13 protein-coding genes and 1 pseudogene are annotated in these 13930 nt (G+C 33.0%); 6 read left to right on the top strand and 8 right to left on the bottom strand.

Annotation, left to right across the window (positions count from 1 at the left end; genetic code table 11):
- Positions 1 to 386: 386 nt before the first annotated feature.
- Positions 387 to 710, bottom strand: a pseudogene (locus SJY43_RS07970) (histidine kinase); the annotation flags it as partial.
- A gap of 12 nt (positions 711 to 722) precedes the next feature.
- On the opposite strand from SJY43_RS07970, the gene SJY43_RS07975 reads away from it, so the two are divergent.
- Positions 723 to 1160 carry a hypothetical protein gene (locus SJY43_RS07975; protein WP_396603301.1) on the top strand — a complete coding sequence of 146 codons (438 nt, stop codon included), beginning with the start codon at positions 723 to 725 and terminating at the stop codon, positions 1158 to 1160.
- A gap of 6 nt (positions 1161 to 1166) precedes the next feature.
- Here SJY43_RS07975 and SJY43_RS07980 read toward each other — a convergent pair whose 3' ends face one another.
- From SJY43_RS07980 to SJY43_RS08000, 5 genes are all read right to left on the bottom strand, one after another.
- Positions 1167 to 2498, bottom strand: a complete 1332-nt coding sequence (locus tag SJY43_RS07980) for a DUF58 domain-containing protein (protein ID WP_396603302.1) — start codon at positions 2496 to 2498, stop codon at positions 1167 to 1169.
- A 77-nt stretch (positions 2499 to 2575) separates the two neighbouring features.
- Positions 2576 to 3646, bottom strand: a complete 1071-nt coding sequence (locus tag SJY43_RS07985; protein ID WP_396603303.1) for an AAA family ATPase — start codon at positions 3644 to 3646, stop codon at positions 2576 to 2578.
- Between the two features lie 2 nt (positions 3647 to 3648).
- A complete protein-coding gene (locus SJY43_RS07990; RefSeq protein WP_396603304.1) occupies positions 3649 to 4854 on the bottom strand; it encodes a DUF4350 domain-containing protein in 1206 nt (401 codons plus the stop codon).
- Positions 4854 to 5537, bottom strand: coding sequence for a hypothetical protein (locus tag SJY43_RS07995; protein WP_396603305.1), 684 nt, complete (start codon positions 5535 to 5537; stop codon positions 4854 to 4856). The genes SJY43_RS07990 and SJY43_RS07995 overlap by 1 nt, the downstream gene beginning before the upstream one ends.
- A 38-nt stretch (positions 5538 to 5575) precedes the next feature.
- A complete protein-coding gene (locus SJY43_RS08000; RefSeq protein WP_396603306.1) occupies positions 5576 to 6565 on the bottom strand; it encodes a stage II sporulation protein M in 990 nt (329 codons plus the stop codon).
- A 188-nt stretch (positions 6566 to 6753) separates the two neighbouring features.
- On the opposite strand from SJY43_RS08000, the gene SJY43_RS08005 reads away from it, so the two are divergent.
- Positions 6754 to 7473 carry an RDD family protein gene (locus tag SJY43_RS08005; protein WP_396603307.1) on the top strand — a complete coding sequence of 240 codons (720 nt, stop codon included), beginning with the start codon at positions 6754 to 6756 and terminating at the stop codon, positions 7471 to 7473.
- A complete protein-coding gene (locus SJY43_RS08010; RefSeq protein WP_396603308.1) occupies positions 7473 to 8087 on the top strand; it encodes a trimeric intracellular cation channel family protein in 615 nt (204 codons plus the stop codon). Before SJY43_RS08005 ends, SJY43_RS08010 begins: the two co-directional genes overlap by 1 nt.
- Positions 8088 to 8089: 2 nt before the next feature.
- On the opposite strand, the gene SJY43_RS08015 is transcribed toward SJY43_RS08010, so the two are convergent.
- Positions 8090 to 8794, bottom strand: coding sequence for a peptidylprolyl isomerase (locus SJY43_RS08015; protein ID WP_396603309.1), 705 nt, complete (start codon positions 8792 to 8794; stop codon positions 8090 to 8092).
- Between the two features lie 4 nt (positions 8795 to 8798).
- Here SJY43_RS08015 and SJY43_RS08020 point away from each other — a divergent pair, with 4 nt between their 5' ends.
- Together SJY43_RS08020 and SJY43_RS08025 are read left to right on the top strand one after the other, a co-directional pair.
- Entirely contained in the window at positions 8799 to 9437 is a 639-nt protein-coding gene (locus SJY43_RS08020) for an NUDIX hydrolase (RefSeq protein WP_396603310.1), read from the top strand.
- 42 nt (positions 9438 to 9479) lie between these two features.
- Positions 9480 to 10286: a lysophospholipid acyltransferase family protein gene (locus SJY43_RS08025; RefSeq protein ID WP_396603311.1), complete on the top strand. Its 807-nt coding sequence runs from the start codon at positions 9480 to 9482 to the stop codon at positions 10284 to 10286.
- Position 10287: 1 nt separating this feature from the next.
- Here SJY43_RS08025 and SJY43_RS08030 read toward each other — a convergent pair whose 3' ends face one another.
- Positions 10288 to 11430, bottom strand: coding sequence for a fibrinogen-like YCDxxxxGGGW domain-containing protein (locus SJY43_RS08030; protein WP_396603312.1), 1143 nt, complete (start codon positions 11428 to 11430; stop codon positions 10288 to 10290).
- A 178-nt stretch (positions 11431 to 11608) separates the two neighbouring features.
- On the opposite strand from SJY43_RS08030, the gene SJY43_RS08035 reads away from it, so the two are divergent.
- Entirely contained in the window at positions 11609 to 13900 is a 2292-nt protein-coding gene (locus SJY43_RS08035; protein WP_396603313.1) for a DNA topoisomerase 3, read from the top strand.
- Positions 13901 to 13930 lie beyond the last annotated feature (30 nt).

Consider the following 13930-nt stretch of genomic DNA (forward strand, 5'->3'; position numbering starts at 1 on the left):
ACATTTCAACAACTTAAAATCGAGATCTAGGTCTCACAGAACTGAACGAAGTTTAAGTAGTAAAAGAGAAGGGATTATCAAAGCTATCGAGATCAAAGTCTCACCGTTTAACTTAATCTTATTCTTCTCTTTTGTTCTTTCTGATTAATACTTAAATTTATTAAAGATAAACTTAAGTCGTTTAACAATCGATAAAGTTCATTGAAACGGAACTTTATCTTTACGTTAAACGAACCCCTCCAAAAAACCTCAACCTCTCAATTTAAAACCCAACTATGCAGACACCCGCGTTAGGGATTGCAGAGGAAATCCTTTTTTGAGGTACGAGAAAAAGATTGTAACGTAAAGCCCGACCCTTGTGGTAACGCCCAAATTAAAATACTTTTCTAACAGTCAATTTTTTTAATAAATTCATTTTTATAGCTAAAGCCTATAGGGATGCGTTTATCGTCTATAATTATTCTGTTTCGTTGTACCGAATGTATTTGGTTTATAGAGGCTATAAAGGATATAAGTAGTAAAGGCTCGATACTAAAGTTTAAATTACCGTGAATGTTAATTTTTACGTTGCTTGAGTCTTTTAAGCGTAGTAACTGCAAGGACATGTAGTTTCTTATATAATCGACTTCTTTTTCTAGTGGCACTAAATCTTTGTTTGCTTCATAAATCATATACCGCATTAAATCTACTAGAATAACTATGGCATTGGCGGTGTTTTCGGATTGCCGCTATATCTTGGCTTTGGAGTCACTACAAAATTAAATAACAAAGTAACTACAAGCTTTGATTTTACAAAATTATATTGGGATAATACAGACCAATCCCAAAACAACGAACGCTACACGAATCAAGATATCTACGCTTTTGGAGCAGAGTATTTACCTGGTGGGCGTAATAATAAATATTGGAGTTTAGTTAAATATAGGTTTGGTTTAAATTACAATACAGGGTTTTTAAACATAAGTAACCAAAAAATAGATAGTTACTTTGCTTCGGTTGGTTTAGGTTTACCTCTGTCTAACAGAGCAAAACTTAATATATCTTATTCTTATGGAAGAGAAGGAACTTTAAATAAGGGTTTAGTTGAAGAAAACTTTCATAAAATCACTATAAACTTAAATTTTATAGGAAACTGGTTTAATAAACGGCAGTACGATTAAATACTATTAAAGCAAACCTCTAGCCTTAATTTCTAGATATTTATTTATGGTGTCTATTGTTAAATGCTCTGGTGTTGTAAGAATAGAGTGTATACCGTACTTTTTTAACTCATTAACAATAAGACGTTTCTCGAAAGCGAATTTCTCTGCAATCACTTTGTCGTAAACTTGCTCTATAGTTTCTGCTTTATTGTTAATTAAGCTGTTAAGTTCTGTATTTTTAAAAAAGATTACAACAAGCATATGGCTTTTAGAAATGGCTTTTAAATAGGGGAGTTGGCGCTCCAAACCATCTAAAGTTTCAAAATTGGTATACATTAAAATAAGACTCCGTTGGGTAATGTGTCTTTTTATACTGGCATAAAGTCTACTAAAATCGCTCTCAAAAAAATCTGTTTTTACATTATAAAGTGCTTCAAGAATTAATTGCATTTGCGAACTGCGTCTTTCTGCAACTACAACATTATTAATCCGTTTTGAGAATGAAAGCATACCGGCTTTATCATGTTTTTTTAAGACCACATTACTTATTACAAGTGAAGCATTAATAGCATAATCTAAAAGGCTTAAGCCGTTAAAAGGCATTTTCATGATGCGGCCTTTGTCTATAATAGAATATACAGGTTGCGATTTTTCATCTTGAAATTGATTAACCATCAACTGGTTCTTCTTTGCTGTGGCTTTCCAATTTATGGTGCGTAAATCGTCACCTAAAACATAGTCTTTTATTTGCTCAAATTCCATGGAATGCCCAAGACGACGCACTTTTTTTAGCCCGTATTCTAAGGAGTTTTTGTTTATGTTTAAAAGTTCAAACTTTTTAAGTTGTTTAAAACTCGGGTAGGTTGGCACCATAGCGCCACTTTCGAAAGTGAATCGTTTGGCAACAATGTTTAAAACCGATGATGCATAAATATTTAAATTTCCAAAATAATATTCGCCACGTTCAGTTGGTTTTAAATCATATTTGATGGATCTCGTTTTACGAGAGACTATAGATTCTTTTATCTTAAAATCTCTTATTTGAAATTGTTCTGGCACTTCATCTATAACTTCTACCGAAATTAAAATAGGGTACTTATTTGTAATCTTTATTTCTATTTGATTTTTATCTCCGTTTGAAAATTTATCTGGTAGTATTCTAGTGGCTTCAATTTTATTTTTTCCTATGAAAACAATAAGAAAATCTAAAATAAAAAGCAGTATTAAAACTAAAATGGAAAGCTGTGCCACATTAAACAACACAGGAATGAAATAACTTAGTGCAAACAAAACTACAATGCCAATGCCAGCATAGAAAAAACGGGGTTGTATGTAGAAGGGTTTAAAGAATTTCAAATTTTGTTAGTTGTTAGTTGTTAGTTGTTAGTTGTTAGTTGTTGACTGCCTACTGTATACTGATTACTGCCTACTTTTTACCTTGGTATTTCTACTGTTTCAATAATTTGTGTAATAATTTGTTTACTAGAAACACCTTCCATTTCACGTTCTGGTGTTACAATAACCCTATGGTGTAAAACAGGGATTGCGGCACGTTTAATATCTTCCGGTGTTACAAAATCTCGCCCACTCATAGCAGCAAACGCTTTACTCGATTTTAATATCGCAATAGATGCTCTAGGCGATGCTCCTAAATACAAGAACTGATTACTTCTTGTGGCGATAATGAGTTGCGCGATGTATTTTAGTAAATGTTCCTCAACTAAAACTTGAGCGACTAAATTTTGATATTCAGCAATTTGTTTTGCGGTTAAAAAGGATTTAACTTCATCTGTTTTAGACTTGTCTTGCAACACGTGTTCTCTAGATAAAATTTCTATCTCTTCTTCTAAATTAGGATAATCAACATCTATTTTAAATAAGAATCTATCTAGTTGCGCTTCTGGTAATCTATAGGTTCCTTCTTGTTCTACAGGGTTTTGAGTTGCTAAAACCATAAAAGGAGAGTCTAATAAATACTTATTGCCATCAATAGTGATTTGCTGTTCTTCCATAACCTCAAACAAAGCAGCTTGGGTTTTTGCTGGCGCTCTATTAATTTCATCAATAAGAATCATGTTTGAGAAAATGGGTCCTTTTTTAAACTCAAATTCGGAATCTTTAAGGTTGAAAACTGAAGTTCCTAAAATATCACTAGGCATTAAATCTGGGGTGAATTGTATTCTACTAAAATCTACACTTAACGACTTTGCTAAAAGCTTTGCTGTAATGGTTTTTGCGACTCCAGGAACACCTTCTATAAGCGAATGTCCTTTGGCCAAAAGCGATGCAATAAGCATGTCTACCATGTCTTTTTGACCAACAATAACTTTGCCTAATTCTTGCTTTATTTTTTGAACACTCTCTTGCAGTTCAGATAAATCTAATCGGTTTTTAAATTTTAAATTGTTAGAATCGTTTAAAGCGCTATCATCAATTGATGCTACAACATCTTCTTGTTTTGGTAAAAAGTCTTCTTGTGCTTTTTCTTCGTTGTTTTCGTTCATAATTATTTTGAATAAAATGCTTCTATTTGTTTGTTGAGTGTTATGAGGTTGCCTTCAGTAAACTCATTTTTCGATTTCATTAAATTAATGTAATTCACCAGCTTTTTTACATCCTCGGTTTTCTTCCCCGTTTTTGTAGCTAGTTTTTCGATGAATTCGTCATCTAAGGTTGAGGTATTTATGTTTAAATCACTCCGTATTTTTTCTAAAAAGTAAGCTATTTTTTTATTAATAAGATTTTTGTGGTCTTTAGTATCAAAATATAAGTTGGATACTGTTTTAACAAAAGCAACAGTAGTGTTTTGTAATGGTTTTATAATTCTAATTATACGTTGTCTGCGCTTGGCGTTAAAAATCATAAACAGTATACCGAAAACTATAGCAGTAAACCAAGCCCATTTAAAAGATAATTGTTCAAGAAACCAGCCTAAATTAGATTCCTTTTCAACATCACCATCATAACCTGTTTGTATTTTGGTATAGGAGTCAAAATATACATCGTTATCTGGCAAATAAGATAACGCGCCTTCAATGTATTTATATCTATCTTCTTTTAAAATATGGTAATTGGTGAATGCTTTTGGTTCTAGATGAAGAAATACATTACCATTACCAAACGGGACTTGTAAAAAGTTGACATGTTTATAATCAATTTTTGAATGCCCCAAAACCGTATGCTTAATGGAATCAAATTCTGAAAAATATTGATCGCTCGCATTTCTATCAAGCATCATGTTGTCAATGTTAACGTGTTTTAATGATAAGTATGAAATACTATCTTTTTCATTTTCAATATAATCAACACTTACATCTAAGGTGTCGTGTAATTTCTGCGGGAAATAATAATCTGAAATAAATAACGTGTTTCCGGCATCAACAAAACTAAGTAGTTCATCAATAGATTCATCTTCTAAATAATCTGAATTCCCAATGATAACATAACTGCCTTCGGCGACATGTTCGCCATAGCCATCTTCAGAATTGGCGCTTAAATAACTTGAAGGTAAATGATAAACCGTTCTAATTTTATAATCTTTAAAAAGCTTTGGTAATTCTTTGTAAAGCACACTAACCCCATAAGGTTTGTTGCTTTTTTCATCAAAAGATTCTTCCCAATCAACAGTTCTGGTTCGTTTAACCCCAATAATTACAGAAGCTGTTACAATTAGCGCAATAAGAATGATTAGTACAGGTAGTATTTTCTTCATTATTTCACCTGTTTTAAAAAGCTTGAAAAATTATGTTTCGCTTTGTTGTACTTCTCAATGTTTAAAGGGAATTCACCATACCAGATGTAATTGTAGAGATAAGATGTGTATGCAAAATCTTTACTAAAGGGCTTACTACTTACTTCATCTAGATACTCATTATTGGTTTTGTCATCTTCAAATTTTATATGGTTTTTTAAGCTTAAGGTTTTTAAAACGAGCAGATAATAATAACGAATGGCGAGTCTGTAGTTATTATCCTTTTCGGCATTTTTTATTAAGGTGTGTATATCTGCGTTTTCGATATTTGCGGCGGTAATTTCTTCATAATTGGTAATCGCTTTATTTCTGTTTGAAGTGAATAAATTAGTGCCACCTTCGTTAAATAACGCGTAAACTAAAAAGACTACTGCAAATGCAATGGCGATATAAAATACCCAAGCAAATGGGCCTAAATTAATACTCAACGTATCTGAGTTGTCACGTTCTTTTCTGCTTATCTTTTCTTTTTTATAATCTTCATATTTGCCAGAACCAGCAGGTGTTTCTGAAATTATTTCTGTGCCTTCATAATTATATTTATTACTGTTATAGCGTTCTTTAAAATCGTCATCAAACGTTCTGATATTTTCAGGATTTTGAAATGCATCTAAGCCAAAAGATAGCTGAGCGCTACAAAGCATTATTAAAAGCAAAAAGGATATATGTAGGTGTTTCGTTTTCAAATATGCGCCGGACTTAAATTTGGGATTTGTGTAATTTGTTTTTGAATTTTAAAAGGGTAAATCAAATAATAATAACTTATAATACTAAGCGTAATTAAGATGATAAAAACCGATAACCAATGTGGCATAATGTTAGAATAGCGTGTAATAAAACCTTCTAAAAAACCAGCTGCAAAAGTGAATGGAAACGTGCTTATTAAAATTTTAATACCTGTTTTAGCGCCTATTTTAAACGATGTGTATCTAGAATGTGTTGCAGGAAACAATATACTTGCACCTAATATTAAACCAGCGGCACACTCAATAACTATCGCGAAAATTTCCATAGCGCCATGTATCCAAATTCCGCGTACACTTTCCCAAAACACACCTTTTTCATAAAAGAAATATTGAAAAGAGCCTAACATAATACAGTTGTTAAACATTATGTAAAGTGTACCAATACCTAAAAACACACCTAGAACAAAAGCGATAATGCCCACTTTTAAATTATTAATAGTTATTCCAATAAAGCTTCCCCAATTGCTGCCACTTTTATAAACGGCTACGGGATCTCCGGCTTCAATGTTTTCTATGGACATGTTTACATAATCGTCGCCTAAAACTGACCGCACAAATTCGCCATCATTGGCAGCAGAAATTGCACCAATAAAAGTAAAAGCTGAAAAGATTATAAAAGCAATGTAAATATACTTTCTGTATTGGTAACAAATTAAAGGCACTTCGGTTTTCCAAAAAGAAATAATTCTATTGGTGTCTGTACTTTTAGTTTTATAAATTTTTTGGTAGGCGTTTGCAGATAACTGATTTAAATATGCAATAACCTTGCTTTTAGGGTAATAGGTTTGTGCATAAGCCAAGTCGTTTATGACATGAATGTATTGCGAGGCTAGTTCGTCGGGATCATTAAAATCATTATTAACGATTGCTTTTTCAAAACTCAACCATTTTTCCTTATTTTGCTTAATAAATGCAACTTCCCTCATAGAACTCGTTTAAACTTTTTCAATTTGCTAAAAAAATGTCCTTTTGCACCCATTTTTTGTCTTTTTCTCGTTCCGTAACGATGCTATGCAACTCTAAAAAGCCTTTAAATGGTTGTGAAAATGATTAATTTTCGCTTAAATCCAAAAAGATTAAATGAGTTCTTATATTTGATAAATTAAAATATAAAATGTCAGAGTTACAAATTAACACGACTCAAAATGTAAAAATAACGTTTAATGCTGCAGGAGCAGGAGAGCGATTATTGGCATTTATAATAGATATGGCCATTAAAATAGGCTACATGTTGGTTTTAAATTGGACTTTTGGAGCTTTCGATAACATGGATCAATGGTCGCAAATAGCTATAAATACGGTGCTTAGCTTCCCTGTTATGTTTTATACTTTGGTATTAGAGTCTATTTTACAAGGTCAAACTATTGGTAAACGTGCTTTAAAAATTCGAGTTGTAAAAATAGATGGCTATCAAGCTTCATTTTCAGATTATGTGGTGCGTTGGTTTTTCAGAATTGTAGATGTTTATATTTTAGGTCTTGGTTTTTTTATCATGTTATTTAATAAAAAATCGCAACGTCTTGGAGATATGGCTGCAGGAACTGCAGTTATAGGTTTAAAAGATAATGTGAATATTAATCACACCATTCTCGAAAACTTAAAAGAAAATTATAAGCCAACATATCCAAATGTTATTAAACTATCTGATAACGATGCACGAATTATAAAAGAAACGTTTAATGTCGCTAGAGCTTCAAAAGATTATCAGACATTAATTAAACTAAGACAAAAAATCATTGAGGTTGCAGGTATAAAAACAGTAAAACAAAGCAATGATATGGAGTTCATAGATGTTATTTTAAAAGATTATAATTTTTATACACAGGACATGTAATGTTTTACACCATAGATATTTTAGGAACCATCGCTTTTGCTATATCGGGAGTTTTAATAGCAATAAACAAAAAGATGGATTTGTTTGGAATATTAATAATCGCTTTTGTTACTGCTGTTGGCGGTGGTACTTTGCGCGATTTACTTATTGGTAGCACACCTGTAAGTTGGATGAAAGACATAACTTATACCTACGTTGTTCTAGGGGCAGCTATATTTGCCATACTTTTTAGAAGGAAAATTAATTACTTAAGAACCTCTTTGTTTTTGTTTGATACTATTGGAATTGGACTTTATACGCTTGTTGGTATAGAGAAAGGCTTAAATGCAGAATTACATCCTATAATTTGTATTGCATTAGGAACCATTACTGCCAGTTTTGGAGGCGTAATTCGAGATATTCTTTGTAATGAAATCCCTGTTATTTTTAGAAAAGAAATTTATGCTACTGCTTGTATTTTGGGAGGTGTTACCTATTTTCTTTTAAGAGAATTTCCAATAGATTATAACTATGTATTTGTTATTGCAGGAATCGTGGTTATTGTTGTAAGATTACTTGCTGTTAAGTTTAAAATAGCCCTTCCAACTATATATTCAAAAGAAAGTATTAACTAGTCTCAATCAAGAATCTCTACATTGCGGATAAAAATATTCTTGTCTGGCCAATCGCCATCATCAGTTTCTACTTTAGAGATTTTATCGATAACACTCATACCTCTTGTTACATGCCCAAAAATGGTGTAATCGCCATCTAAAAAATGTGAGCCGCCTTTTTGGCAAACAATAAAAAACTCAAAAGGTGAAGCCAATTTATGGGGGTTTCTAATTTCGCTACTAGGCATAGAAATCACACCACGATCATGCTTATAACCGCGTTTGGTATCTGGTGGTAATAAGTATTTGCCTATGTGTGCTCGTTTTCTAGCGGTCTCTTTATCATCACTATTTCCTGCTTGTACCATAAAATTATCAATAACCCGATAAAATTGAGTGCCGTTAAAATAGCCTTGTTTAGTTAACCAAATAAAATTAGAACGGTGAAACTTAGTGTCGTTATAAAGCAAAATATCAATCTCGCCAAAATCTGTTGTTATGCGTACTTTGTTTTCTTTGTGGTGTTTGTCGTATTCTAAAAAAAACTCCATGGCGCTTTTAGAATTTAACTTAGGGAATTCACGCTCAGGTTCTTGAATTGAATCTACAAAAACTTCTTTTTTTACAGGTTTTTCAACTTCAGTTTTTGGTGTAGTTTTCTTTTTAGTTTGTTTATCTTCACAATTCAGAAGTAAAAGAAAAAAACAAAAAAACAATACGGCGCGCATAATTATGAAATTTGAAAATTTTTTAAAATCAGTTTCAAAAATAGAAAATATACAGCTACCAGCCGAAACATCTCACTTTAAAATGGTGCCGCCGTTTCGTCAAGAGTTATTAAAAAAGCAAGAGAAAGCCATTAAACATGCAAAGCAGGCTGGGGTTTTGGCGTTGTTTTACCCAGATGAATACCAAGAAACTAAGTTTGTATTAATATTAAGAAATACATACAAAGGGGTGCATTCTGCGCAAGTGGCTTTTCCAGGCGGGAAGTTAGAAGATCAAGATTCTTCATTACAAGATACCGCTTTAAGAGAAACTTTTGAAGAAGTTGGCGTGCCCATGCATACCATTCAAATCGTTAAAAAAATATCTCAAGTTTATATTCCGCCAAGTAATTTTTATGTACAACCATTTATAGGGCTTACTCAAGAAACACCTCAATTTATTAAGCAAGATGATGAGGTTGAAGCACTAATAGAGGTAGAGTTAAAACATTTTTTAGATAAAAAAGCACTAATAACAAAAAAAGTAAAAACATCTTATAGTGTTGAAGTTGAGGTGCCTGCATTTAAATTGAATGATTATGTGGTTTGGGGAGCAACCGCAATGATGTTAAGTGAAATTAAAGACTTGCTGAAACAACTCTAGTTTTATTACATTTGTAACCTAACCAATTTTGACGCGTGATTTATGGGATTGTTTAAAAGAAATCCATTCGGACACATTCTAATTTTAAAAAAGTGGCTTATTAGACTCTTTGGAGCGCTTACTCATAGGCGTTTTAGAGGATTTAATGAATTGCAGATAGAAGGCTCTGAAATCATTAAAGATTTACCTGATACTAACGTTCTTTTTATATCAAACCACCAAACATATTTTGCAGATGTAGTGGCTATGTTTCATGTTTTTAATGCGAGTTTAAGTGGCCGTACAGATTCTATTAAAAATATAGGATACATCTGGAATCCAAAATTAAATATTTATTACGTTGCGGCTAAAGAAACCATGAAAGCAGGTTTGCTACCTAAAATTTTAGCTTATATGGGTTCGATTAGTATAGAACGTACATGGAGATCTGAAGGTAAAGATGTAAACAGACAGGTTAAAATGAGTGATATTTCAAGTATTGGTAAGGCATTAGATGATGGTTGGGTTATTACATTTCCACAGGGTACAACCACGCCTTTTAAGCCAATTAGAAAAGGCACAGCACACATTATTAAGCGCTACAAACCCATTGTAGTACCTATTGTTATTGATGGTTTTCGTCGTTCTTTTGATAAAAAAGGTTTACGCATTAAGAAGAAAAATATACTTCAATCTATAGAGATAAAGGCACCGCTAGACATTGATTACGATAACGAATCGACAGATGATATTGTAAAAAGGATAGAATATGCCATAGAGCAACATCCTTCTTTTTTAAAGGTGATTTCTAAAGCAGAATTAAAAGCCCAAGCAGAGTTAGACAATTTGCGAAAATGGAAAACAGAATAAGTTATCTAACAAATAGCTGAGTGATGGTGACTACTGATCCGGGACCTGGAACTCCACCGCTATAATTGTTTACACTACCTATAGAATACCACCAATTACCACTATTAACTGAACCATCCAAATAGGTTTGTGGACCAGAATTTTCTAAACCTCCCCAAAAATTACTGGTGGAATCAATATTTATGGCAATATAACCAGCTACTGGTCTTATTCCGGAAGCTCCACTTCTAGGGTCAAAAGTTTGGCTCCAATGGTTTGTAACTCCTACTTCAGGATAGTGTAGCCTAAATTCATAAGGAGCATTGGTTTTTATTTCGTCTAATTTGCTTAAAATGGAATACTTGTTAGTTGTAATGTTTGGTGTAGCAATATTGAATTCATTAGCCTCTGCATCATTAGCCCAAAAACCGCCAGCTGTATTATGATTAAATACAAGTGTCCAACCACCACCATCATTGGTCATGTCGCAATAGCAGTCGTAAGCAGGGTTAGGTCCAGCACCATCCGGGTCAATTGTATATACACCATCAGTAGTAGATCCTGCGTTTAAATATGCTAGACAATTTGGTAAAATAGAGGATACAGTTATGTTTGTATTACATGTGTCTCCTTTTCCAATAAAAGTAATTGTAAATGTGTCTGTTTGTTCCAGAATAGGGGTGCCTGTTCCTGATAGGGTTATGGTATTTAATCCAATACCACTAAAAACGCCAGAACCAGAAAAACTATAGCCGTTAACTGTATTTGTGCTTATTGTGTAAGCTTCTATTACATTTACAGCAACATTTATTGTTAAGGTATTAGTTGCGTTTAATGGAGTGCCAACTGCGTATGCGCCATTTGATGTTACAGAACTACAGTCTAAAGCATTTTTTGGAGTTTCCCCTAAACAGCCAGACCATGCAGTACCATTATGAAATTGAAAACAGTTGTCGTCTAAATTGTAAATAAATAAGCCTTCTACTGGAGATGCAATATTATCTCTTTGTGTTGTGGTCATTCTAGGGGGTAAAAAACCTTGTGTCGTGGATTCAATATCTAAAATTGACGAAGGATCTGGGGTCGTAGTGCCAATACCAACTTGAGAATAACTGTAATAATTTATAGCACAAAGTACTATTACGAAGCATAAAAATTTATTCATTTGAGAGATGAAGCTATCATTAATTCTTACAACAAATATAGATAAAAAGATTAAAATATCCGGTGAAATGCATTTATTTTTATGATAAAACAAAGAAACTCGTTAATAACTCCTAACAACTCCCTTTTTAAACTCTTCTTAAAATATCTATTTTGCATTACTATTTTAAGAGATGTAAATGAAAGTCTGTATTGCAGAAAAACCAAGTGTTGCCCGCGAAATTGCTGCTGTTTTAGGAGCCAATACAAAACGTGATGGCTATTATGAAGGTAACGGTTATGCGGTAACTTATACTTTCGGGCATTTATGTACATTAAAAGAACCTGTTGATTATAAACCGTATTGGAAAAGTTGGGATTTAAATAATTTACCGATGCTTCCAGAAAAGTTTGAAACTAAAGTGTCTTCAAATTCTGGAATTAAAAAGCAGTTTAATATTGTAAAAAGTTTATTTGATAAAGCAGAACTTGTTATAAACTGCGGGGATGCTGGGCAAGAAGGAGAGCTTATACAGCGTTGGGTGATGAATGAAGCCAATTATAAAGGCGAAGTAAAACGCCTCTGGATTTCTTCTCTTACTACAGAAGCTATAAAAGAAGGCTTTCAAAATTTAAAACCATCAGCAGATTACGATAATTTATACTACGCTGGGTTTTCAAGATCTATAGGCGATTGGCTATTAGGTATAAATGCAACAAGGTTATATACTGTAAAACACGGTGGTTATAAACAAGTGTTGTCGGTTGGTCGTGTGCAAACACCAACATTGGCTATGGTTGTTAATCGTTTTAAGGAAATAGAAAATTTTAAACCCCAACCGTATTGGGAATTACAAACGCTATATAGAGATACGTTATTTAGTTATGAAGATGGACGCTTTCTTAAAAAAGAAGATGGAGAAGCTTTAGCTGCAAAAGTTAAAGAAAGTGATTTTGAAATACAATCGATTACTAAAAAGAAAGGGAAAGAATACGCACCAAAACTTTTCGATTTAACAGGGTTGCAAGTGTATTGTAATACAAAATTTGGGTTTTCGGCAGATGATACTTTAAAAATAGTACAAGGTTTGTATGAGCGTAAAGTGGTTACATACCCAAGAGTTGATACCACCTTTTTACCAAATGATGTATATCCAAAAGTATCAGGAATCCTTCAAAAATTAACGAGTTACGCCAAGTTAACACAGCCGCTTTTAGGAAAAAAAATAAAGAAATCTATTCGAGTTTTTAACGATAAAAAAGTAACCGATCATCATGCTATCATACCAACAGGTATGCAAACTAATTTGCAATACAATCAACAACAGGTTTACGATATTATTGTAAAGCGTTTTATTGCGGTGTTTTATGATGATTGTATAGTTTCAAACACCACAGTATTAGGTGATGCTGCAAAAGTGGTTTTTAAAACAACAGGAAAAGAAATTTTAGAAAAAGGCTGGCGTGTCGTTTTTGAAAGCCCAGATAAAAAACAAAAAGAATCTGGTATTTTACCAACATTCGAAAAAGGCGAAAAAGGCTCGCACGAACCATCGTTTTTAGAAAAGGAAACCAAACCACCAAACCAGTTTACAGAAGCCACTTTATTACGTGCTATGGAAACTGCAGGAAAACAGGTTGATGATGATGAGTTAAGAGATTTAATGAAAGAAAATGGCATTGGACGCCCATCTACCCGTGCCAATATTATTGAAACGCTTTTTAGTAGGAAGTATATAAAGCGAAATAAAAAGCAAGTATTACCAACCGTAACAGGTATTCAGTTAATTGATACTATTAAAAATGATTTATTAAAATCTGTTGAATTAACGGGCTCCTGGGAAAAGCAATTGAAAGATATTGAAAAAGGCGAGTTTAGTGCTGGTGCCTTTATAAAAAATATGAAGCGCATGGTTGATGCCTTGGTTTACGAAGTACGAAGTGAAACCAAGCGTGCCAATATATCTTATGCTACAACAGTAAAAAAACGAGCTGCTAAAGTTGAAGCTAAAAAAGGTGCAGGCATTACTGCTGAAATTTGCCCTAAATGTAAACAAGGGCAAATTATTAAAGGTAAATCTGGGTATGGATGCAGCCAATATAAAACGGGTTGTAACTTTGTTATGCCGTTTAATTTTGCTGGAAAAAAGATATCTGAAAAACAATTTATAAGGTTGCTTACAAAAGGATCGACTGTTAATTTAAAAGGATTTAAAACGGATGCAGGAACTGTTGAAGGTTTACTTCGTTTTGATGAGAATTTTAAACTTAAATTAGAAGCTAAGCAAACTAAAGCTAAAGCAAAGCCAGATGAATTAGTTTGCCCTAAATGTAAAAAAGGAACGGTTATAAAAGGTAAAACGGCTTATGGCTGTAGTGCTTATAAATCTGGTTGCGATTTTAAAATAACCTTTGATGCAGTAAGAGAAAAAATAAACGGACAAACACCAACCAAACAACTCGTGCATCGTATTTTAAAAGGAAGTATCTAATCTACTTTTTGTGATTTCGGTCGAAGCGAG

The organism is Algibacter sp. R77976 (assembly GCF_044594645.1).
In the GTDB taxonomy this organism is placed as follows: domain Bacteria; phylum Bacteroidota; class Bacteroidia; order Flavobacteriales; family Flavobacteriaceae; genus Algibacter_B.